Here is a 22940-nt window from a genome sequence, read left to right as displayed (position 1 = left end):
GAATCACGTTTTATGACACTTTTGGTTATACTTTATAATTTTAAAAATCGTCATTTGTGTTTGAAATTTATGATTGAAAAAATACTTGTAATCATTTGACATCAATTAAGCATAACGCTCTGTATAATAGTCATTTGTTCGAAATTAAAGCACCGTTTAACATTATTTCAGTTGGGTTCTTACTATCTTCAGATATACTTTCAAAGTACTGATTTTCATCGTTTCTGAACCATATGGATATAAGTGATTTACAAAACCGATTAGAAAGAATAGAAAAGCTTCTCCTGGGTTCTAAAAAAGTTCTCACTCTGGACGAGGCAAGTGTCTATACTGGTATTTCAAGAAATTATTTATACAAACTTACTTCTGCAGGAATTATACCCCACAGCAAACCCAATGGCAAACTCGTATTTTTTGATATTGATCTTCTCAATGAATGGTTGCTTCAAAATAATCGAAAATCGAAGTCTGAGATTCAAAATGAGGCTTTGAAATATGTCTTAAATGCAGGCTGAAATGAAGTATATTACCTCTAGACATTGTTGTCCCATCTAAAAATGTTCACACCCTGTCATCATCTTCGACTGAAATTTTTAAAATTATGATTTTCATTCTGCTACCTTTACGACTCCATAATTTGCGTATGGAATTGAAGTCTAATAACAAAAGGTTAATTGAAAAACAGCAGTATTTGCAGAATATGCGGAAATTATAGCAAACTAACGTTCGAACACATTCCGCCTCAAAGCTCTTTCAGAAACCTCTGTACTTAATGTTTTTGTTCTTATTCGCTTGCTTTATAACAGAGCAGTAGAGACAAGGTAGTGAGTAAAGATTTGTACCCGTTTGGCAAAGGTGGTTTCAAAATGAAATTCCCTGACACTTATAAAGTGGGATTGAATAAGAAAGAAATTCAAATATTTGAGACAATTATTTTCCTTACTGAAATAGAACGTCATTCCCTCAATGTCTGGCTATACATTTTCTATTTTGCAGGGATGCGAGTCTCAGATGTACTGTTTACCAAATGGTCAATGATTTACGACGGTAGACTGCATTACCGAATGGGAAAGAACAACAAAATAGTTTCACTCAAGATTCCAGTTAAGGCCTTGGACATTCTAGATTATTATCAGAGGGACAAAAATGGAAACGACGACTTTGTCTTTCCTGAAATGAAAAAAGCAGATTTAAATAACTCAAAAGATATTTATAATAAAATCAAAGTAGCGACAAGCAAGTTTAATACCAACTTAAAAACCATAGCAAAAAAGAATGGGATTGAAAAGAAAGTCACTATGCATATAGCGCGTCATACTTTTGGAAACATTGCAGGCGATTCAATTCATCCTTTAATGTTGCAAAAACTTTACCGACACAGTGATTTAAAAACAACTATTAATTACCAGGCTAATTTTATTCACAAGGAAGCTGATGAGGCTCTAGATAGTGTTATTAATTTCTAATTCAAATGCATAAACAACTTTGTATTAGCAAAGTTTTGCTTGCATAGAGCACGATTTACTCAATATTATATATGGTATTCACCAAAATTATATTTTGTAAGCCTTAAACCACTATAAACTTCACGAAGGCAAGGATGCCACAGTTCGGGCAGTTGTATATATCGACTTAAACAAAAATGTAAAGTTTATACTCCTCAAATTTTGCCAGAAATTTATTGTAATTCAGAGCTTAGGGAATAATTCCTGCTTTCACGACAGACACCCATCACACCATCCCAAATGATTAATCAAGATAAATAGGAAACCCTTTGTTTAACTTTTATATCAATTTTCTTTAACTTTCAGTACAGATATTTTTATCAGTTTTTGTCCCAATCATACTGAAATCTAGAATTTTATGAACTCAATATTAAGAGAAAGCCTATTACAAACTATTGATTTAAGTAATGAAGAGATTGATTACTTCGACCATATACTTGAAAGAAGAAATATTAAGAAAGACCAATACTTTTTAAGGCAAGGTGAAATAAGTACTGAAATAGCTTACGTAAAAAGTGGTCTATTAATGCATTATGCAATTCACGATGGTAACATTATCCCTTGCGACTTCACAATTGAAAAAAATTGGATGGCCTACTTGAAGAGCTTAACCAGCGGAATACCATCTGACATGAACATTATAGCCTTGGAAGATAGTGAGCTCTTTATTTTGAAATCTCAGGACATGGTGACCCTGTTTGAAAAGTATCCCAAATACCAAAAGTTAAAGGACCAGCAGGTAGAAAAAGCATTTTATCAATCTACCCAACACGCTGCCGACTTAGCTACGCTTTCTGCAAAAGAGCGGTATTATAAACTTATGAAACACCACCCCAAATTTATCCAACGTGTACCCCAATTCCATTTAGCCGCGTACTTGGGGATGCGCCCTCAGTCATTAAGTAGAATAAGAAATTCTTCAGAAGATAGTTGAAGTTAACAAATGTGAACGAGATACGTAACATCATATTTTTTCTTTGCAGTTAAGTTTAACTATTAAAGAAAGAAATTAAAATGAAAAATGTATTGATGTTCCTATTGCTGTTTACAGCATTTTACTATTCAAAAGCACAAACGAATACCGAAGCGTATCCAACAAGGGTAAATATCCTTTTTGGTTTAAATCAACCCCTACTTGCCGAAGGTTTCAACATAGAGGGCAATTTGTTTTACAAGCGATGGGTTTTTGATTATTCGCATGGCGTTTCATTGGATTTTTCCGGTGATACGGTAACTGGTGAATTAGAAGACCAAAATCTAGCTGTGCATATGCCATTTACCACGGGTTTTGGTATAGGCTATCAATTTACCAATTGGTTCAACGTAAGGATTGAGCCAAAATGGCATCGATTTGAAATCTACCCAGATGGTGTTTCACAGAATAATAGCAACCTAATAGTAGATTACAATACCTTTACTTTAGGGATTGGTGCCTATATCAATTGGTTGCCATTTAAAAATAAAGACAACTTCTTAAAAGGCATTATGGTATCACCGAGTGTACGCTTTTGGCCAAGGATAAGTTCTACATTGGACAATGATGAATTTGTATACGAAAATAGTTTTACGGGCAATACCGAAACACACAATGCCATGGACGCAGGAATAGCTAACTCACCTTTTATTTTCAATATTAGTGTAGGATACTCTTTTGATTTTAGCACAAAAAATAAATAGTTTTCTTAGCTTTTATACTGTTTCTAATTTTTTAGTAAAGTACCGAAACCAAAGCAGCCCGATACAAGCGGAAATAAATGAGCCACATAGAATGCCGATTTTAGCAGGTTGCAAAAGAAATTCATCCTTTAGTGCCAATTCAGGAATTGACAAGGACATGGTAAACCCGATACCGGCCATCATAACTATACCGCTCATTTTTTTCCACCTTGTAAAAGGTGATAAAGTACCCAGTTTGAGAAAAGTCGCTAATTTTGAAACTACCATAATCCATAATAGTTTACTAAGTACAATTCCGGCAAAAACACCAATACCATCTACGAATTTTAATTTAATTATGCCTTGGCTAATTCAATTTTTTCAGAAGCAGCATAACTTACACAAGGCAGGATGACGTCTCCTGTTTTATATTTTTTGAGGTTTTTTCCATCTAAGGAGACTATCTCTCCTTGTTTGATTTTACAGCTGCACATCTCACAATCGCCACTTTTACAGGAGTAATCTATAGGTACATTTTTGTCAATAAGCTCATCTAATAATGTGTTGTCTTTTTTAACCTGGATTTCGTAATTTTTTGATTCATCCTGAAAATATACTGTTGCATCTTTACTGGGAATATTTACCTTATGAATATTTAAAGCACTGGTGGTAAAACTCTCATATTTAAAATGTTCTGGATTAAGATTGACACTTTGCAATACACTCCATACCATTGTTACGATACCTTCTGGCGCGCAAACATAAACCAATGTATTCTGTAAGTCTTTACCCCGTAGCACATCCTCAATATCTTTTTTGTCTATGCGGCTACTATTTTTTATTTCTGAAAAGTAGTAATCTACCGTTAGATAATCAGCGTGGTTTTTCTGTAAGCGGTCAATAGCTCCTTTAAAAATTGTTTCCTCTGGTGTTCTCGCTGCATACATTAAATGAACTTTATTATCCACCTGGGTTTAGCATGGTGTCCTTTAGCATCGAAAATATTGGGGTAATACCGCTACCTGCTGCTATCATCAGAATGTTTTTACCGTAGTTAGCAACAGGAATAATAAATTTTCCTTTTGGGCTACTGGTGTTTAGAAAAGAGCCGACCCGTAGATTGTCTTTAATGTAGTTGGACATAAAGCCTCCTTTTAAACGTTTAATGGTAATCGAAGGGTATTGTTCATCCAGAGTACTGGATAGGGAATAGGAGCGCTTATGTTCAACACCTTTGTGCATACTACTGACCATTATAAACTGCCCTGCTTCATAGGAGCTTAAATGTGCTATAGGCTCAAAATATACAGTATAGGAATCAGGGGTTTCTTCTTTTATTTTTCTTATTTGGGTTAGGTGATAAATGTTGTCTACTACCTTTTCGTGCTTGAGTACTTTTCTCATTATTTTTAGATAACCCATCGTACCCAAAACTTTAGCCGCAGCCCCTACACCTCCCATCATTGCAGCGGTTATTCCTGGAGCAAACGTATCCTGTCCAGAAAGATATAGATTCCTGAAAGGGGTTTTGTTTGATAACCATTTGAGCTTCATCCTATGTGTAGTGTAGGGAACTCCATAACTGGCTCCTTGTTCCCGTGATGTAAACTTTTCGAGCGTTAAAGGTGTAGAAGCATCATATTTAGATATCATAGATCTGAACCCAGGATGCCTACTTTCTATGTCATCAAAAATTTTCTGAATGATCTTTTCTTTTTCCTCATAATAGGCGTTATCCCGGTGTTTCCATTCTTGTTCCTTCCATTTTTTAAAGGTTGAATACTCTACCATCGTCAGTATCTCCATTTTGTGGTTTTTCATATCCTTTGCCTTGAGTGAAGGAAACAGCATACAGTAAAATCCAGGATAATCAGGATGCATTGGGGAAAGTATATCCTTATCGTGATTCAAATTTCTGTAAACCCAGTGATTGGTACCATCAAAATCTAAATTTTCCGGGTTTTGATATAATGAAATATAGATGCTAAAAAAGTTATAGCGTGGTAGCAGATGGTCTTTATTGTTTTCTATAAAATCAAATCTATGCTGATTTAATAATTTGGTGTAGGTATGAACAGCACCTGTGTTTGAAATGACAGTATCCGCAAGAATTATCTCTTTTTGACCAGTATTGTTAATTACTTCAACACCATAAGCCTTACCATTTTTTATCAAAATTTGTGTAGCTTCTGTTTTTAACCTTATATCTACATTATTAGATTTAAGTGTTTCTTCCATTCCCCTTGCAATGGATTTCGGGCCACCCTGCGGATAATAAGCACCATTGATATAATGATGAAAAATCATAGAGTGTACCATAAAGGATGCCTCAGAGGGTATTACCCCATGATCAACCCATTGAGCACCCAGCAAACTTTTTAGTTTAGCATTTTTAATATTTTTATCTAAATAAGCTTGTGCCAATATATTAGGGTCAAAACCTAAAGTGCTACGAATAATCGGTATAAGAAAATGTAAAAATCTGGGCGCGAAGGATCTAATAGAAATAAAAATGGCCATAAAGCGAAATGCTTTACGTGAATCTTTTACATATTGGGCAATACCTTTTGCATCTTCAGGAAATAGCCGTGATAATTCCTCTATCAATAGTTTTTCTGAAGCAGGAAACGCATAGTCAAAATTTGGAAAATGAAAATGGTCATATCTAAAAGGTAATGGAAACCATCTGAGTCTATTACCTGTAATGATATCAAATAGTTTATCGGGTATAGACCCATTAGTGACCCCACCTACATAGTGAACACCAGCATTAAATGATTTGCCATCCATCTCAAAACTATGGGTAAGCCCACCAAATTGCCAATGCTTTTCTATGATCAATACACGTTTCCCAAAATATTTTGACAAAAGTACTGCGGGGGTCGCACCGCCAATTCCAGAGCCTATAACCACCACATCATATTTATCTTGTTTCTTCATCTTGCGTTTCTTTTAATTGTATACGATTGATTTCTTTTTCTATAGAAAAGACCTTTCCTGGGTAAAATACACCGAGATAATGTGCAGTAATTCCAATGCTCCAACCCAGCGTAGGCCATATCGGCCAGATATGTACGGTGGGATATACAGCCCAAACCACCCAATTGATCAATACGCCAATAATAAAAGCTATGAAGTGTATACGAAAGCCCACCCTTCGGCGGGCCTTTTCGTAAATCTGCTGTGCTATAAAACTGTTCATCATTCTAATTTTTCTGTACTTTTTTTATAGCACCACCACCTATAGTGATTCTAAAATACCAGCCATCCAGATCATTATCAGGCAAATCGGGATTGGTTATTTCACCTCCGTAATGGTTCCAGTCGTTACCACGATCCAATGTATAGTTGAAACCTGCTCTGATACCAACTTTAAATCCTTGTTTTTTCGGAAACCAGTCTAAACCATAACCAATATCAAGTACAGGCCTTACGATGAAGTAGCTGGCCGAAAGAAATCTGTCTGGTTCGAAGGCAACGTCTGTATCAATTTCTCTATGAATACCCAGAGCATCAACTCCTATTCCCAATAAAGGAAAAGCGTATAGTTTCTCAGTATGGTAAACGATATACCCTACATTAAGAAAACCACCACCACCTTGTATTTTGTATTCCTGATTACCATCACCGGCTTTGTCACCAAAATTGTAGTAACCACTTCCTCCTAAAACCCATTTATTTAAGACCCAGTATCCTTCACCACCTATCTGTCTAACATTATTTTCTATATCAGGCCCTCCTTCTCTTACAAAATACTGGTATTCATCTGTTTTCAGAATTTTTGCCCCCAGCATAAAACCTCCGGATCCACCTCTCAATTTTTCCTGTGCGTTTACACTATTTAGCGTAAAACCTAGTGCCAAAAGAATAGTGAGACTTCTCATAGCACCTTTATTTTTTCCCTTAAACCATTTAGGCTTCCACATCCATAGGCCAGTAATGGTCAATACAGGAATTACTAAAACCTGTATGGTAAGAGCAAACCACTCTATGCTCGCCCAGGGCGAATAAATAAACGTGCCAATAGCAGCAGCTGCGATGATGTGCAGCCATCTAAGTGTGTTTCTTGTTTTCATAAGTAAAAAATTTAAATTGTTTTAATTGATTAATTTTAGATTGATAGTTGTATTTGTAGAGACTGTAAAGGCACAGTCCTCAAAATCCGGTGTCGATAATTTTGGTTTTACATTGTTAGAAAGACAATAGGGCTCCTTGGGTACACCGAAAAAATTTTTATCAAATTCTTTATCCTCATCTAAATCCTGAAATACGGTGATAGCATAGGTTCCTTCGGGTACAGAAAAGGTAAATGTCTCTTTTTGATGCTCAACAGTTTTGAAATCTTTGATCTTAGTCTTTTCTACATTCGGGAAATCATATGGCTCACTAAAAAGCGCTATATAGAGGGTGCCTTTTATAGTTTGAATACCTTCAATCTCGACAAGTAACTGTACGTTTTGAGAATTCTGACCACTTATATCGTAAGATGTAAGGATTAGAAGTAGTAAAGAAAAATGTATTGAATGTTTTAATGCTTTCATTGTTTATCTATTTGATGTAACAAATTTCAGCAAAGGGTAAAACCTATACATTCACATAGGTGAAGAAGAGTATCTTCAGGATTATTTTATGAAAATCCTTGTCTTCCTGCTGTTAATAAAGGCGGGTGCAAAGGCATATATATTCACAACTGTATAAAGAGAAATAGAGGCACTTCAAAAAAGCACTCTTGTTCAGGGTTTATGTTGAAATTGGTATTGCTGTGAAAACAGAAAATCGATTGATTCAATTTCTATCCCTTTTTCCAGGGAGCGTCAAGAATTAAACCGAACAGTGCTAATAGGCAGCATATAGCGTTGCCAGACCACGGAGGTGTTGCAGCTGTGTTGAATAGCACACTTAAAGTTGCTAACAAAGTTGGGATATAAAATATAAGAATGATAGACGGAATAGCATACCTAACCCAAACAGCTTCTTTTCTAAACGGGAAATAATAAAGTAGTAAAATAGTAAAACTCAAAGTTAGCCAACCTGCGCCGGCTACATCCATAAGAGCTAAGAATAAATATTGTGTGGACCCTTCAAGAGATTCCCAGGACTTGTCTATAGCATCAGCATGATAAGGCATAAAAGAAGTACTCATTAAATAGATAACACCTAAGATTAGGCTTACAGCAGCAACTACAATGTATAGAATACCAGCTGTTTTACTTCTTTTATTCATAGTCCTTTTATGATTTTAAAAATGCTATTATCGTTTTTGGATTTGATATTACAAATTTTAACAAAGGATTAAGTCAAAACATTCACATAGGTGAAGAAGAACGGTAAAGATAAAAAAGGATTGATTTTCAATATTTCTTACCAGCGAGTCTTGCTCGAATACGGCTTAAGCTTTGTGGTTTTACACCCAGATAAGAAGCGATGTGGTACTGTGGAATTTGTTGAAACAGTTCAGGATCCCTCTCCATTAGTTTTTCATAACGTACTTCGAGCAGTTCTGCCTGAAATTGCTTTAATCTTTCAGTAGCACTTAAATAGGCATTTTCTGACATAATGCGACCCACTTTTTCAAAAGAAGGAATTGTCTGGTAGATTTTTTCTATGGATTCTTTGGTAAATTCAACATATTCAACATCAGTTAAGGATTCAAAGAATAAAGGGCTTTTCTCTCCCGTAAGATAACTTTGATAATCTACTGCAAAATTTTGTTTTGTAAAGAAAAAGAAAGTATAGTCTTCGCCATTAATAATTCGGAATGCTCTAACAATCCCATTATTCAAAAACCAAAGCTTTGAAAAGTAATTACCCGCCAAGAAAATAGTTTCGTTGACTTTTGCTTTTTTTAATGTTCCACTATCCAATAAAGTTTGAACTTCATCCTCTGTAAAAGAAGATATTTGTAATAAGAATTCTCTAAGCATACTATTTGTTTATATATATAGCTAAATACTATTATAACAAATATCTTATTTTTAAATTTTTCGATTGTTGATATTTATCATTTTTCATATTCTCTTCAAAACTGCTTGGGTCAAAATCGTCTCATCTATGTGCCAGAACTCCTATGCCTGCTCAGTATTCTTTAAGTATTTCTGAGATATTTTACTGAATTTAATTCGTAAAGTATAGTTTTATGTTCTAAAACAATACTAAACCCGCTAATGGTTGTACACAATTTTAAACAGTTTTTTCTGGTAATTTTGCTCCGTTCACTTCAGTAATTTGACCATTTATAAACGAGTTCATCATAATTGAAGTAACCATTTGGGCAATATCTTCTGATATACCTAATCGATTGACCGCTATGGTTGTTTTTGTCTTGTTAAATAGTTTTTCACGTTCATCTTTTTCCATAAAATCCCAAAAACCACTATCGATAAATCCTGGTCGAATCACATTGAATCGAATTGGTGCCATTTCAACGGTCATAGCTTTAGCAAATCCTTCCACCGCGTGAAATGCAGATGAAACTAAAACGGTACCTTTTGTTGGATTCTCGGTAAATCCTCCGGTGATGAATGTAATTGAGCCTTTAGATGAATTTTTTTCTACCGCTTCTTTAGTTATCATAAATAAACTCCAAAATTCACCAAAGATGTAAGTATCCTTAATTTCTAAAGGTGCATCCTTAAAATCTCCGGTGCCGCCGTTATGAAAATATGATCAATACGTTCTAATGAATCGAAGAGTTCTTTTATTGATTTAGGATTTATGACATCTAAATAATAGCCATGTGCTGTATTTGAAAGTTGGGCTAAGGCCCTTTTGTTTTTGTCCTTATTATGACCATCGATATAAACTCGAGCCCCGAGATTTTCGGCTAATTTGGCCGTCGCAAATCCCATTCCGGTGGCTCCTCCAATGGTAAGCACATTTTGATTTTTTAATTTTATTGCAACTTTTAGTTTATAATTAATATATAGAAAAGAGAGGAAATAAACTGGTAAAATTATTATGTTTTACTCCATCGCTAAATTTCTAAACCATTTTTCATTCACAAATTAACCAAAAAAATATGATCTTCTTTTATTCTTTTTCTAAACTAACACTATCCTCCAATCGTAATCATACTTCGATTATCGTTATGTTTTTCTGGATTTTCAAAATCCTCAGTATCTGTCATTCCTGCGCGAATCGCTTTTTTAGCGTAGATAGATTTTGCTATAAGCGGTTCGATAGATTCTCCTTTACGTAAATAGCTTAACAAATCGGTCTCATTGTTTGAAAAAAGACAGTTTTTCAATTTGCCGTTTGCCGTGAGCCTGATACGATTACATCCATCACAAAACGGATTTGTAACGGTACTGATAATCCCATATCGTCCCTTAAAACCTCTAATTTTATAGTTTCTGGCTGTAAAGTTTTGCTCATTGACTAGGACCTGATTGGCTTCCTCCCCAAAATACCGGTTTACTTGGTCTAAAATCTCTTGATGGGACACCAACTTATCCTTACTCCATTTATTACCATCAAAGGGCATAAACTCTATAAAGCGAACTTCGAGGTTTTCATCTTTGGTAAGTTTTATAAAATCGATGACTTCGGTATCATTGAAACCCTTCATCAAAACCACATTGATTTTTGTTTTAAATCCCTGGCCCAATAATAACTGAAGATTGTCCTTCACTTTTTGAAACTGATTGCGCTTGGTAATGGTGGTAAATTTTTCTTCTATGAGTGTGTCAAGGCTAACGTTAATGTGGTGCAGCCGATATTTTTTAAAATCTTCAATGTGTCTATCTACCAGTACCGCATTTGTGGTGATGGATAATGCAACATTTAATTGCGATAACCCTTCCAGAATGGTTGAAAAGTCTTTTCGTAGCAATGGCTCCCCACCGGTTAACCGAATTTTGTCTACGCCGTGCTTCACAAAAACCTTAGCAATGCTCAGTACCTCTTCAGCTGTCATCAACGACTTTTTAGGACTTAAAAGTACCCCTTCTTCTGGCATACAATAAGCACATCTTAAATTGCACTTTTCGATTAATGAAATACGCAGGTAGTTATGATGCCTACCAAAACTGTCGTTCAATATGTTGGTTTTAATTTTCATCCGTGTGCTTCACCTTTTAAAATTGAAAAAACATGAAGCAAATGCGGCATTACGGCATCCAACGATTCTTTGACGCCCTTTGGCGAGCCTGGAAGTGTCAGAATGAGCGCATTATCCTTTATGCCCACCACACTGCGCGACAAGAATGCAAATGGCATCCTGTCCTGACCATAACGCCTTATAGTTTCTTCTGCTCCAGGAATACGCTTATCCAACATAGGCAAGATAGCTTCTGGTGTAACGTCCCTGGGCGAAAGACCTGTACCACCTGTGAGTATGATTAAGTTCTGGTGGGGTAATACCTTTTGAACTGCTTTCTGTATGGCTTGAATATCATCCGGCACAACAGTTTCACTAGCAACTTCAATGTTGTAATCTTCAAGAAAGTGCGCAATCGCTTTTCCGGAAGCATCTGTATTTATTCCAGCTGAAACAGAATCTGAGCATACAATAATACCTGCCCTTATGTCATTGACGTCGATCTTTTTAAAGTCGCTTTTTCCACCTTTCTTTTCTATCAATCTGATACTATGTATTTCAATACCCTTGTCGATAGGTTTCAGCATATCGTACATATTCAAGGCCACAACACTTGCACCGTGCATTGCCTCGACTTCTACACCGGTCTTGTAAATGGTTTTAATGGTAACTGTTACTTTGATATCAAAACCTTCAATATTAAAATCTACACCTGCATATTCGATAGGTAGTGGATGGCAATCGGGCAAAAGCTCAGGTGTTTTCTTTACGCCCAAAAGTCCGGCTGCCTTGCTCATAGCAAAAACATTTCCTTTAGGCACTTTATCGTTCTTAATTGCATCAATTGTAGCTTGATTACTTGTTTTTACAATAGCTTGTGCTGTTGCGATACGTAGCGTGTTTGATTTATGTGTGATGTCTACCATACTACTAATTGTTCTTTTTCCATTGATGCGTTTCACCTTCTATCAGTTCCTTTCCAAAGATGGGTACCTTTGTTTTTACTTCGTTGACAATATACTCGGTAGCTTCATAAACGATAGGTCTGTGTGGCGCAGAGACAAACACAAATATGCAAATACCACCCACAGAAACTTCGCCCAAACTGTGATAGATGTGCATACAGGTAAGTTCATATTTCTGAAATGTGGTTTCTCGTATTTCAGCTAATTTCTTTTCTGCCATTTCCTGATAACACGAAAAATCTATTGCGGTCACTTTACGACTATCTATGCTATCTTCTCGCACTTGTCCTAAAAAAATATTATGCGCCCCAATAGATGTTTTACCTTGATGTTTTGCAATCGATGTTGCAATGAATTCTGGCGTAATGGCGCCTTCGATAAATACGGTTTTCCTTTTCATAGGTGTAATTCTTTATAAATCTGTACTGCATTCTCATTTAGACAATACAGCTTTTGATAGTTGTATTTTTTTAAAATGTGCAGGGCTTGCTCACTTCTTTTTCCACTTTTACAGAAAATGGATATTGGGGTATCCTTAGGTATTTTGTGAATTGAATTTTCTAACTGACCTAAAGGAATGTTGTACACCTTATCGTCCTTGATTCTCGGATATTCTGTAGCTGTGCGCACATCTAACAGCATATGATTTTCCGCTTTCGCGAAAGCGAAATCCACTTTAAGATTACGATGCTCCTTTTGAAAGAATGCCATATCCATTGCAATCGTCTCGTCCTTTTTGAACAAGAATGTCTGTTGCGCGTTTTTTAGAACATCTTTTAGCAATACCTGACCAGATAGCACAGTTCCTACATCTAAAATAATCTTCATCACCTCATTAACCTGCAAAGCGCCTGCAATGGCGACGGTAGAACCTAAAACACCGGCGGTATCACAACTCTGGGTTACCGAAGCAGGTTCAGGATAAAGACATCGGTACGTAGGACCGTTTTTGTAATTAAAGACGGAAACCTGTATTTGAAATCGATATAATGCGGCGTGTACAAAAGGTTTTCCGGTCAGTATGCAAGCATCGTTAATAAGATATCTTATAGGGATTCTATCAGTAGCGTCTACAATAATATTGTAGTTTTTAAAAAGCGATAAGGCATTATCACCATCTAAATAATAAGGATATGTATGGATGGTCACATCATCATTCTGCGCCTGTAATTCTAAGGCCGCGATTTCTACTTTAAGCTGCCCAACATCGCTTTGTGTAAATAGTACTTGGCGGTGTAGATTGCTTTTTGACACCACATCACCATCTACAATACCTATTTTACAGATGCCGCTACCGACTAAATAAGGCAACATAGCACATCCTAAACCACCGCAACCAACAACCAAAACGCTTGCTTCTTGAAGTTTTTGTTGACCGCTTTTACCTACTTGTGGTAATGCTTCTTGTCTGATATACCTGTTATCTTCCTTCATAGTTTAGCCTCCTGCAAAAGGGGATAGTATGGCAATCTCATCATTTGCCTTTAGTTGGGTATCCTGGGTTGCCAATTCGTGGTTCACTGCGATTTTTATGCCTTTTGTATTTAGAGCATAAGTACTTTCCAAGTATTTCATGATTTCTGGAATTTCAATGTTTTCCAGCTGAACGGTTTCTTGTTCTTTTCCCGTTTTCTCGGCTACTTCGCCGTAATATGTTAAGGTTATTTCTGTCATCCTCTTAGATTAAAAATAATTTTACACTAGCTATTACCAATACCACAGATAGCATATACGTCAACGTTTTAGGGTTAAAACGGCCACTACCAAAAAGCGAACCTGCTGCGCCACCGATAAGTGCTATAGGAATAAGATAAAAAGCTTCATTTGGCACCGCGCCACCAGTCATTGAAAATCCTATAATTCCTGCAATAGAATTCACAAAAATAAAAAGTGCAGACACTGCCGCAGCTTGTTTCATGGTTCCCCAACCTAACAAGATAATTACAGGACTTAAAATAATTCCGCCGCCGATACCAATCATCCCAGAAAACAAACCGATTAAACAACCTATGAGTAATGCAAGCCAATGCTTAGGTTGGACTATGGTGGTCTTCATTTTGCCGAATACATTCAGCATCCTTAAAATGGCAATAATGAGAAAAACGGCTAAAATCTGCTTGTACAGTGTTGGGTTTATAGATAAAGTGCCACCAATAAAAGCCGCGGGAATAGAAGTGATTGCAAATGGATAGAAGATCTTCCAACTGAAATGTTCATTTTTCTTGAAAAACCAAAAGGAAATACCAGCCACAAAAATATTGAGCAATAAGGCTGTGGGTTTCATGATGATTATCGGAAATGAAAACAAAGACATCAATGCCAAATAGCCACTGGCACCACCATGCCCTACACTGGCGTACATAAAGGCAATGCTTGCAAGGACTATAACAAATGGTAGTGCGATATGCAATTGTGAGAAATCCATTATTCCCTCAGTGTTATATATTCTAATTCTTCTCCGGCTCTTATCCTGGAAGTACTTTCAGGAACTATCAATAGTGCGTTCGCTAACGCAAAGGATTTCAGCATTGAAGAGGCTTGCCCTGTTAAGGGCGTCGCTATGTCATCTTTTACGATGGCCTTTAGAAATAGGGTTTTTGAAAAAACATTTACAATATCTGTATCAGCTCTGGCATACTTTCGTTTTAAATGCACAGGATGTTTTCCCATCATTAGTCGTATGGCCGGTAGTACATAAACATAAAAACAAGTGAGACTTGATGCCGGATTTCCTGGTAGGGCAAAAACAACAGTACTCTTGTTTGTGCCGAACCAAAGCGGTTTGCCCGGTTTTTGATTAACCTTGTAAAAATGTGGGTTGACATTATCGGCTTCCAGAGCCGATTCAACAAAATCATAGTCTCCCACAGAGATACCACCAGAAATCAATACGATATCTGCTTGTTTTATACTATTGCTAATTGTTTGTATGGTATCTTCTAAGGTATCGGGTATGTGGTGCACCGTTATATCCGTTATTCCTTCTTTTTGAACTGCAAACCGTAAAGTGACCGAATTACTATCATAGACTTCGCCCTCTTTTAAAGTTTGTCCTGCTTGTTTTAGTTCGTTTCCAGTAATCAAAATATGCACTGTAGGTCTGTGAAATACGTTTACTTCTTCAATCCCTAATCCCGCTAAAAATCCTAATCTGGCTTCATTTAGTACAGTTCCTTTTTTTAATGCCACACTGCCCATTTTCAGTTGTTCGCCCAGCGGTCTTACGTTGGCACCTACGCTAGGTGTTTTTGTGATTTCAATTTGATTTGCATTTTTTATAGTGTCTTCTTGCATCACCACTGTAGTTGCATCATCAGGAACTCGACCTCCTGTAAAGATGCGTACTGCTTCAGTATTGTTCAGAACTATATTTTCCGATGCACCAGCAGACACTTCTCCTACAACTCTGTACGTATTGGTATCTGTAAGTTTCATGGCATAACCATCCATAGCCGATTGCCTGAAAGGTGGCATATGTATCGGTGAATGAATATCGCTAGCCAACACACAACCATAGGCATCTTGCAATTTCGCAGCTATTGCGGCACTCTCTTGGATGTTATGCTCTATATGGGCTAATGCCTCATTTACCGAAATCATATTGCCGAAGATTTAAGTAGTTTTTCATAATCATCTGGAGTATCTACATCTGTAAGCTTGTCCAGTCCATTTATCGCAATGATGGGCTGGTGTTTATCGTTCAAGAATGACCTAGCACCTTTATCCCCTTGAAGCTGAAGCAATGCCTTGAAATAAGTTTTCGGAAACAGCGCGGGTACTCCATTTTTTGAGCCATAAGAAGATGCGATGATTTGATTGGGATGCTTTTTTGAAGTAGCTATCAATCTATTTATATATGCTGCGTCTACCAATGGTTGGTCTGCAAGCATCACTATGAGGGCATCTGCTGGAATCGTGTTTTTTTCAAGATATAAGACTCCTGCAACGATACTCGAACTTAAGCCTTCCTTGTAGTTTGGGTTATAGAAGGTGGTCACTTCAGCAGACAGTATTGCGTTTTTTACCACATCTGCTTTTGCTCCAATCACACAGAACACCTGATTTCCCTCTGAATGTATGGCATTGGCAATTGCATGGGCTAACAGCGTAGACTTACCATATGGCAAGAGTTGTTTAATGCTTCCCATACGAGTAGCACTACCTGCTGCTAAAATTAAAATGGCAATGTCCATATCCTTTACTCTAAATACTTTCTATAGTTAACTTAAATAAGACCGAAGCATCCATGCCATTTTCTCGTGGTCTACTAACAGCGAAGTCAGAAAATCCCCAGTACCTACGTCGTTATACTCTTCTTCACATTTGACGATATCTTCACGAAGTTCCCGTATCAGGGTTTCATGGTCATTCACCAATTGTTCAATCATTTCATCGGCTTTGGGATTGCCTTGCGTATGTTCCTTTAAGCGGGTAAGTTTAGCGAACTCTTCCAGACTGCCCAATGCCAAAAACCCAAGGCTTCGTATGCGTTCTGCCACATCATCTATCTTTATCTCCAAATCGCCATAATGCTCTTCAAACATTTCGTGCAAGGATTTAAACTGCATTCCGGTTACGTTCCAGTGGAATTTTCGGGTTTTAGTATATAGTACAAATTCATCTGCCAATACCTGATTGAGGACATCTGTAGAAGATTGGCGTTGGTTCTTATCTAATCCCGTTGCTATTTTTTTCATACGTTTCAAAATTATTTTTCGTTAAGTTGTAGTTCTGTAGTATTGTGGTTTTTATCTTGTGTTTGCTTTTTCATATTCGATAGAATCTCTGCAATGATGGATAACGCTATCTCTTCAGGGGTTTCGGCACCTAGGTTCAACCCTGCAGGGCTATGGATGAGCTCTAAAAATTCAGGTTCAACTTCTGGGCAGGCGTCAAAAATTTGATTTTCTAACTGCGCCTTTCGTTTAGAAGACCCTAAAACCCCAATGTAGTTTTTCTCAAAAGGCATTAGTTTTAAGAGATATTGAAAATCCAGCGCGAAGTTGTGCGTCATCAAAACTGTGACCGTCCTATCATCTATACAACTAAAATCGATGGTTTCTGGGGTTTCATTGAGAATAGTCTTCGCCTTTGGAAAATCATTTTTATCCTTTGGATTTTTTAAGGAAGCCACAATAGTCACTTGCCAACCTAAAAATGAAGCTACCTCACAAAGTTTTTGGGCATCGTGTTCAGCCCCTACAATGACCAATTGTGTATCGGGATGAATACGCTGCGTAAATACCTGTTCCGCTTTGGAAACAACAGTTGTTAGGTTAGGATTTGTAGAGAACTTCGCTTTCGCGAAAGCGAACACAGAACCAAAATCTCCGTCGATATCCTGTGCTGGTTTATAGATGGAATGGATTTCAAAGGACTGTCTAGAGTCCAAGGTATTCTCAATAATTATTCGATGTTCATCTTTTAGTTCAAAAGGTTCTATAAGAATATACAGAAACCCTTCGCAGCCCAAACGATATCTCCCATCATAAGAAATCACCCGAGCAACACCTGTTTTAAAAACTGTTTTAGCGGCATTAAAAATATCCTTTTCTACACAGCCGCCACTTAAAGCACCTTGCATAGCGCCATTCTCGCCCAAAAGCATTCGTACTCCCGGTTTTCTATAGGAAGAACCGCGCAATCCCACCAAGGATGCCATCACCGTAGGTATACCAACATGTTGGCAACGGTCGTAGAAGGCTATCATTCTTTGTAGTTCAAATACTTTCATTATTCTTTATTTATAATACGGCCAGCATAGGTGATGCTAAAAAACAAAATATGTTGCCAGCGCAAACTGGAAACGCTGCTATCCCGATAACGGTTTAAATAAATAGCGGATAGACTCATAGTGGTATTTAACTTATATTTCATACCGGTGATAATTCTGTTTTCAGTAGAAAACCCTGCTTGTTGTGTAGGGAACCACTCGTTCATTACGAATACCTGCCAATTGTCATGTATCTGAGGTGCGATTCCTACACGTATTCTGGTTCTATAATTCAATAGAACTTTTTGTTGTATGGTCAAATCTTCCAGGTAAATCTGCTCTGCCGTTAATCGCACCAAAGGATTAAGTTTGTACTTAGAAAATACTTTTTGCCATTTGAGTTGCAGTGCGTTCCCGGAAAGACCATCGGGTAAACTGATATAATTTTCATGAAGCGAAAATATACCTAGCTTATCAAATGTATATCCAATTTCCAGAGCAGGTATAAAACCGCCGTAACTCGATGAATTATCATCTAAGATGAGCATAAGGCTAGGTTTAGCAAACCATTTTGAGGTGCCTAATGCAAATTGCCCTTCTGTATGAAGAAAAAGCGACACATCATCATTATCCGGAACAATATCGACCTGTCCTGATACTTGCCTAGTTCCTAAAAAAACAACACAGATAAACCAAATAGATATTATAAGTCTCCAATACAAGATTATTCAATATTTTAAATTAACCCTGTAATTTCACTAAATGCTCTTACTACGGCACGAGGTACTAAAGTTATCTTAAAAGAATTGCCTCCGTATCCTTTGGCATTTTTAACGACTTTTTCACCAATCTTTTCAAAAAGAGCTTTAGAGGGTACTTGACCTACAAACATTTTTTCGGCCTCCTTGTCTCGCCATGGTTTAGGTGCAATACTACCAAATGCCATACGCGTATCGGTAATTACACCAGCCTCCATTGTAACGGCAGCCGCAACGGAAACCAATGCAAACGCATACGAATGCCTATCTCTGACCTTTAGATAAGTAGAGCGTTTTGCAAATTTTTTAGTAGATGCTGGCAAATCAATCGAAGTAATAAGTTGCCCAGGTTTTAATACATTGTCAATCTCAGGGGTATCTCCTGGTAAAGCGTGGAACTCCTCAATAGGAATAACTACATCACTGCCGTCTATATCCATTATATTAACTTTTGCCTCTAATGCCGTCAATGATGCGCACATATCCGATGGAAAAGATGCGATACAGTTTTCGGAAGTTCCAAGGATGGATAAAATTCTATTATGTCCCTTAATAGCTGAACATCCACTACCAGGTTCTCTCTTATTGCAGGGAAACTCTGGCGACATATAGTACGGGCATCTGGTTCTTTGCATTAAGTTTCCGCCATTGGTCGCTTTGTTACGTAATTGGTCGGTTGCTCCTAGTAAAATAGCTTCAGAAACGATTGGGTAGTTCTTTTTTACCACTTTGTTATCTGCCGTATCGCTATTGCTTACTAGCGCACCTAAGCGTAATCCACCTTGGTGTTCTTCTATTTTATGGTAGGGCAGTTTATTGATATCGATTAAAATATCAGGATGAAAAACATCTCTTCGTATCCTATCTACTAAATTAGTGCCTCCTGCAATAAACTGTGTATTTCCCGTTTCGGTATGTTTTGCTATTGCACTAGCTGCGTCTTCTGTACGTATGTATTTAAATGGATGCATGATTTCTTTTTTAAGATTTCTGTCTTTGTAATAATTCTTTCGGTACATTACCGTCTCTGGCAGCTTCAACGGCAGCTACAATACCTTTGTAAGCGCCACATCGACATATATTACCACTCATCCATTCCTGAATTTCTTCTGTGGTCGCAGCATGGTTTTCTTTCAACACCATAACAGCAGACATAATCTGACCAGAAGTACAGTACCCACATTGAAAACCGTCATGCATCATAAATGCACCTTGTACCGGATGAAATTCATCTTTTGTACCCAATCCTTCTATAGTGGTAACTTCTAGTCCATCTGTCTGAATAGCAAGTGTAAGGCAAGAATTGATGCGCATACCATCTAAATGCACGGTACATGCGCCACAAGCCCCTTGGTTACAGCCTATTTTGGTACCTGTAAGCCCCAATTGTTCACGAAGTAAGTCTGCCAAACTAGTTCTCGGGTCAATTTTCATGCGCATGGCCTGCTCATTTATAATGGGTTCAATCTCGAGGTACTCTTCAAAATTTAAAGGCTTTTGTTCTGGATTAGCCCCCAAAGTAACATAAGGAGCCAATGCCAAGCCAGCTGCAGCAAGTGTTGACCGAGCGATAAAATTACGCCTGCTTAAGCCAGCTTTTTTAGAAGAAATCTCCTCTGGCCATACCTCTTTATCTGATTTGTTATTTTTCATACATACTAATTTTGTGATTATTGCCCTTCGTATTTTTCTCTAATTAAGGTGTTGTAAAACTCTCTGAATTTGAAAAGTTTATCATCTTTAAATTGAAAGAGTACACAGTAATCGTTGGTGTATTTTTCATTTTTACTGTTTTTCAGGTATCCTTTGAACTCCATAAACAAATGTTCGCCGTCTGCCATCAGTAATGCTGGTTGAGACACAAATTTTTCCGGTCTTTTCCTTTTAAAGGCATCTTTAAAATAATCGACTATCTTATCCCTACCTTCTACAGTCCAGGCACCTTTGGGTGAAAATGGAAATTCTAAGGTTCCGTCCTTATGCCATATATCTCTAACACCATCGATATCACCCGCTACCAAAATGTCTAAAAACCGATTGGCTTCTTTTTCCAAATTTTTCATGTTACAATAGTTTATCTAGAGTTATTGGTAAATTTCTTATGCGCTTTCCAGTAGCATTATAGATGGCATTAGCGATTGCTGCGGAAACTCCAATAGCACTAAGTTCTCCAATACCTCGTCCACCGTGCGAGCTAAATTTATAATCAGGTTTATTTAGGAACTCTATAGTTAAATCATTAATATCTGCATTAACCGGAACGTGATATTCGGCCAGGTCTGCATTGATAATTCTGCCTGTATCGTGGTCAAACTCCGTAGCTTCCAACAATGCCATACTGTAACCAAATATGATCCCTCCATACATTTGACTGTTGGCTAGTTTAGGATTAATAATGGTACCGGCATCAAAAACGCCTACAATTCTTGGGATGGTAATGACTCCTAGGTCAGGATCAATATTCGCCTCGACAAAAATAGCACCAAAGGATTGATACGCGTATTCAGCCTCTTGTCCGAATGCAAAGCCCTTTACCACAGAAGAACTTTCTTCAATGATCAATTCCTTTTTGTTTGCTCGTTTCATTACCTCTTTTACAGTATCCTTTTTTCCATTAGAATCCTGCATAATTCCATTGACAAAAGAGATTTTATCTGACTTTAATTGAAATAATGAACTGTCTTCTTGTGTTACTGCTAAATCGAGTAGTTGTTTCTTCAACTTTTCTGCTCCTTTCTGAATATAGCTACCAGCACTTGCGGTAACCATGGATCCTCCAGATAAGGGTCCTGCGGGAAAATCTGAATCACCTATTTCTATTTTTATATTTTCGAGTGCTAATCCGGATGCCTCTGCGGCAATCTGCCCCATAACCGTATATGTACCTGTACCAATATCCTGAATGGCCGTTTGTACTATTAAAACTCCATTTTCATCAAGAATCAGCTTGCAACTGCCGCCAGCACGATAGGCAGGATAGGTTGCTGTTGCCATACCATGCCCAATCAATTGACCATTCTTCCGCATCTTACCAGGTTGGCGGTTTCTATTATTCCAACCAAACAGTTTTGCACCTCTTTCATAACATTCACGAACATTATTAGATGAATAAGGAAGTTTATCTATCGGATTTGCTGCTGCATAATTCTTGATTCTTAATTCAACGGCATCCATTTTTAATTTTTCTGCAAGTTCATCTAAGGCTGACTCTAGAGCAAAACTACCATTAGCTTCACCAGGTCCTCTCATAGGTGTTGGGGTCGGGTAATTAAGTTTGGTATATTGGTGAACCATAGAAAAATTAGGAATGTCATATAATTTGGCTGATGTTAATCCGCAAGGTTCATAATGTCCACCTAATATGGAACCGTACGAATAGGTAATATGTTCTCCAGCTGTAATATTTCCGTCGGCCTCTGCAGCTAATGTAACACGTTGGCTAACTTCAGGTCTATGACCGGCCGAAGTGTACATATCTTTTCTACTTAAAACCAGTTTTACAGGTCTGTCCATAATTTTAGCAGCCATTGGGGCTAAAAGCGTATGAGGCCAAAAAAAGCCTTTACAACCAAAACCACCACCGATATAATAGGCAATTAGACGAACATTTTTTGGATCCATTTCAAAACAATGCGCCACGCAATTACGTGAATTGTCTACTCCTTGAGTCGAATCATAAACAGTTAATTTTTCACCTTTCCAAATAGCAATGGTCGCACTCGTCTCCATTGGATTGTGGTGCTCTGCGGGAACGGTATAATTTTCTTCCACTACTACGGAAGCGTTATTTTTAGCTTGTTGGAAATTGCCTCTTTGATGCTGTAGTTCTTCACCTGTATTATATCGTTCTGGTTTTACATAATCATCATAAACCTTTTCTTTGTCAAGCGCCGCAGCTTTTTCTTGATAGCTCACTTTGAGTCGAGATGCTCCTAGTCTTGCATCCTCAATGGTTTCAGCTAAAATGAGTGCAATGTGCTGTCCTATATTGTAAACCTTATTATCTTGAAGTGGTATAAAAGGTTCACCGGGAAAAAGATTAAATCCACCATCACCTCCTGTCGGGTAAGGTTTCAATTTTAAAGCATTACCAGCATGAATGACCTTCACGACGCCAGGAATCTTCTCTACTTCTTCTGTAGCCATATTGGTTATCGTTCCATTAGAGATGGTACTTTTTACAATAACAGCATACAAAGGGTTATCAACAGGATGTTCTGATGCATACTTTGCTTTTCCAGAAACTTTTAATGGGCCGTCAACCCTAAGTTTTTCTTGTCCTATCATACTGGTTTTCTTTTTGTT

General features: G+C 37.4%; 29 protein-coding genes. 4 read left to right on the top strand and 25 right to left on the bottom strand.

The features are described 5' to 3' along the window. Positions 1-233 precede the first annotated feature (233 nt). The 4 genes from J8281_RS16575 to J8281_RS16560 all read left to right on the top strand — a co-directional run bounded on the left by J8281_RS16575 (position 234) and on the right by J8281_RS16560 (position 3182). Positions 234-515 carry an AlpA family transcriptional regulator gene (locus J8281_RS16575; protein ID WP_210198770.1) on the top strand — a complete coding sequence of 94 codons (282 nt, stop codon included), beginning with the start codon at positions 234-236 and terminating at the stop codon, positions 513-515. A 351-nt stretch (positions 516-866) separates the two neighbouring features. Beyond that, on the top strand, positions 867-1466 hold the full coding sequence (locus J8281_RS16570) for a tyrosine-type recombinase/integrase (RefSeq protein WP_246849143.1): 600 nt from the start codon (positions 867-869) through the stop codon (positions 1464-1466). A gap of 397 nt (positions 1467-1863) precedes the next feature. After that, a complete protein-coding gene (locus J8281_RS16565; RefSeq protein ID WP_210198769.1) occupies positions 1864-2439 on the top strand; it encodes a Crp/Fnr family transcriptional regulator in 576 nt (191 codons plus the stop codon). Between the two features lie 80 nt (positions 2440-2519). Further along, positions 2520-3182, top strand: coding sequence for a hypothetical protein (locus J8281_RS16560; protein WP_210198768.1), 663 nt, complete (start codon positions 2520-2522; stop codon positions 3180-3182). Positions 3183-3194: 12 nt separating this feature from the next. Here J8281_RS16560 and J8281_RS16555 read toward each other — a convergent pair whose 3' ends face one another. The 25 genes from J8281_RS16555 to J8281_RS16435 all read right to left on the bottom strand — a co-directional run bounded on the left by J8281_RS16555 (position 3195) and on the right by J8281_RS16435 (position 22922). Continuing rightward, on the bottom strand, positions 3195-3494 hold the full coding sequence (locus J8281_RS16555; RefSeq protein ID WP_371812630.1) for a Na+/H+ antiporter NhaA: 300 nt from the start codon (positions 3492-3494) through the stop codon (positions 3195-3197). Between the two features lie 23 nt (positions 3495-3517). Further along, positions 3518-4129, bottom strand: a complete 612-nt coding sequence (locus tag J8281_RS16550) for an iron-sulfur cluster-binding domain-containing protein (RefSeq protein WP_210198767.1) — start codon at positions 4127-4129, stop codon at positions 3518-3520. Beyond that, entirely contained in the window at positions 4122-6101 is a 1980-nt protein-coding gene (locus tag J8281_RS16545) for an NAD(P)-binding protein (RefSeq protein WP_210198766.1), read from the bottom strand. The genes J8281_RS16550 and J8281_RS16545 overlap by 8 nt, the downstream gene beginning before the upstream one ends. Next, a complete protein-coding gene (locus J8281_RS16540; RefSeq protein WP_210198765.1) occupies positions 6085-6366 on the bottom strand; it encodes a 2TM domain-containing protein in 282 nt (93 codons plus the stop codon). Before J8281_RS16540 ends, J8281_RS16545 begins: the two co-directional genes overlap by 17 nt. Position 6367: 1 nt before the next feature. Beyond that, a complete protein-coding gene (locus J8281_RS16535) occupies positions 6368-7237 on the bottom strand; it encodes a hypothetical protein (protein ID WP_210198764.1) in 870 nt (289 codons plus the stop codon). A 21-nt stretch (positions 7238-7258) separates the two neighbouring features. Beyond that, on the bottom strand, positions 7259-7702 hold the full coding sequence (locus J8281_RS16530) for a DUF2141 domain-containing protein (protein ID WP_210198763.1): 444 nt from the start codon (positions 7700-7702) through the stop codon (positions 7259-7261). A 251-nt stretch (positions 7703-7953) separates the two neighbouring features. Continuing rightward, positions 7954-8385, bottom strand: coding sequence for a hypothetical protein (locus J8281_RS16525; protein ID WP_210198762.1), 432 nt, complete (start codon positions 8383-8385; stop codon positions 7954-7956). A 127-nt stretch (positions 8386-8512) separates the two neighbouring features. Continuing rightward, on the bottom strand, positions 8513-9085 hold the full coding sequence (locus J8281_RS16520; protein WP_210198761.1) for a Crp/Fnr family transcriptional regulator: 573 nt from the start codon (positions 9083-9085) through the stop codon (positions 8513-8515). A 256-nt stretch (positions 9086-9341) separates the two neighbouring features. Beyond that, positions 9342-9761, bottom strand: coding sequence for an SDR family oxidoreductase (locus tag J8281_RS19855; protein WP_371812629.1), 420 nt, complete (start codon positions 9759-9761; stop codon positions 9342-9344). Positions 9762-9778: 17 nt separating this feature from the next. Further along, complete coding sequence (locus J8281_RS19850) at positions 9779-10036, bottom strand: SDR family oxidoreductase (RefSeq protein ID WP_210198760.1); 258 nt, start codon at positions 10034-10036, stop codon at positions 9779-9781. Positions 10037-10212: 176 nt separating this feature from the next. Beyond that, positions 10213-11220: a GTP 3',8-cyclase MoaA gene (moaA, locus tag J8281_RS16505; RefSeq protein ID WP_210198759.1), complete on the bottom strand. Its 1008-nt coding sequence runs from the start codon at positions 11218-11220 to the stop codon at positions 10213-10215. Then, positions 11217-12125 (bottom strand): bifunctional molybdenum cofactor biosynthesis protein MoaC/MoaB, encoded by a 909-nt coding sequence (moaCB, locus tag J8281_RS16500; RefSeq protein ID WP_210198758.1) that lies wholly within the window; start codon positions 12123-12125, stop codon positions 11217-11219. Before moaCB ends, moaA begins: the two co-directional genes overlap by 4 nt. 4 nt (positions 12126-12129) lie before the next feature. Continuing rightward, on the bottom strand, positions 12130-12564 hold the full coding sequence (locus tag J8281_RS16495; protein WP_210198757.1) for a molybdenum cofactor biosynthesis protein MoaE: 435 nt from the start codon (positions 12562-12564) through the stop codon (positions 12130-12132). Next, positions 12561-13598, bottom strand: a complete 1038-nt coding sequence (locus J8281_RS16490) for a HesA/MoeB/ThiF family protein (RefSeq protein WP_210198756.1) — start codon at positions 13596-13598, stop codon at positions 12561-12563. Before J8281_RS16490 ends, J8281_RS16495 begins: the two co-directional genes overlap by 4 nt. A gap of 3 nt (positions 13599-13601) precedes the next feature. Beyond that, a complete protein-coding gene (locus J8281_RS16485) occupies positions 13602-13838 on the bottom strand; it encodes a MoaD/ThiS family protein (protein ID WP_210198755.1) in 237 nt (78 codons plus the stop codon). A gap of 4 nt (positions 13839-13842) precedes the next feature. Further along, positions 13843-14589 carry a sulfite exporter TauE/SafE family protein gene (locus tag J8281_RS16480; RefSeq protein WP_210198754.1) on the bottom strand — a complete coding sequence of 249 codons (747 nt, stop codon included), beginning with the start codon at positions 14587-14589 and terminating at the stop codon, positions 13843-13845. Then, on the bottom strand, positions 14589-15764 hold the full coding sequence (glp, locus tag J8281_RS16475) for a gephyrin-like molybdotransferase Glp (protein WP_210198753.1): 1176 nt from the start codon (positions 15762-15764) through the stop codon (positions 14589-14591). Before glp ends, J8281_RS16480 begins: the two co-directional genes overlap by 1 nt. After that, positions 15761-16357, bottom strand: coding sequence for an NTP transferase domain-containing protein (locus J8281_RS16470; protein ID WP_210198752.1), 597 nt, complete (start codon positions 16355-16357; stop codon positions 15761-15763). Before J8281_RS16470 ends, glp begins: the two co-directional genes overlap by 4 nt. Before the next feature lie 27 nt (positions 16358-16384). After that, positions 16385-16861: a Dps family protein gene (locus J8281_RS16465; protein WP_210198751.1), complete on the bottom strand. Its 477-nt coding sequence runs from the start codon at positions 16859-16861 to the stop codon at positions 16385-16387. Between the two features lie 11 nt (positions 16862-16872). Further along, positions 16873-17898 carry an XdhC family protein gene (locus J8281_RS16460; RefSeq protein WP_210198750.1) on the bottom strand — a complete coding sequence of 342 codons (1026 nt, stop codon included), beginning with the start codon at positions 17896-17898 and terminating at the stop codon, positions 16873-16875. Then, a complete protein-coding gene (locus J8281_RS16455; protein WP_210198749.1) occupies positions 17898-18599 on the bottom strand; it encodes a DUF2490 domain-containing protein in 702 nt (233 codons plus the stop codon). The genes J8281_RS16460 and J8281_RS16455 overlap by 1 nt, the downstream gene beginning before the upstream one ends. A gap of 14 nt (positions 18600-18613) precedes the next feature. Further along, on the bottom strand, positions 18614-19606 hold the full coding sequence (locus tag J8281_RS16450) for a xanthine dehydrogenase family protein subunit M (protein ID WP_210198748.1): 993 nt from the start codon (positions 19604-19606) through the stop codon (positions 18614-18616). Between the two features lie 10 nt (positions 19607-19616). Beyond that, entirely contained in the window at positions 19617-20288 is a 672-nt protein-coding gene (locus J8281_RS16445; protein ID WP_210198747.1) for a (2Fe-2S)-binding protein, read from the bottom strand. Positions 20289-20305: 17 nt separating this feature from the next. Further along, complete coding sequence (locus tag J8281_RS16440) at positions 20306-20698, bottom strand: nuclear transport factor 2 family protein (protein WP_210198746.1); 393 nt, start codon at positions 20696-20698, stop codon at positions 20306-20308. 1 nt (position 20699) lies between these two features. After that, positions 20700-22922 (bottom strand): xanthine dehydrogenase family protein molybdopterin-binding subunit, encoded by a 2223-nt coding sequence (locus J8281_RS16435; RefSeq protein ID WP_210198745.1) that lies wholly within the window; start codon positions 22920-22922, stop codon positions 20700-20702. Positions 22923-22940: the final 18 nt, after the last annotated feature.

The sequence above is a fragment of the Aquimarina sp. U1-2 genome (genome assembly GCF_017897595.1).
Classification (GTDB): Bacteria; Bacteroidota; Bacteroidia; order Flavobacteriales; family Flavobacteriaceae; genus Aquimarina.
The sequence above is the reverse complement of the archived record's forward strand: the minus strand, read 5'-3'. Positions and strand labels throughout refer to the sequence as shown.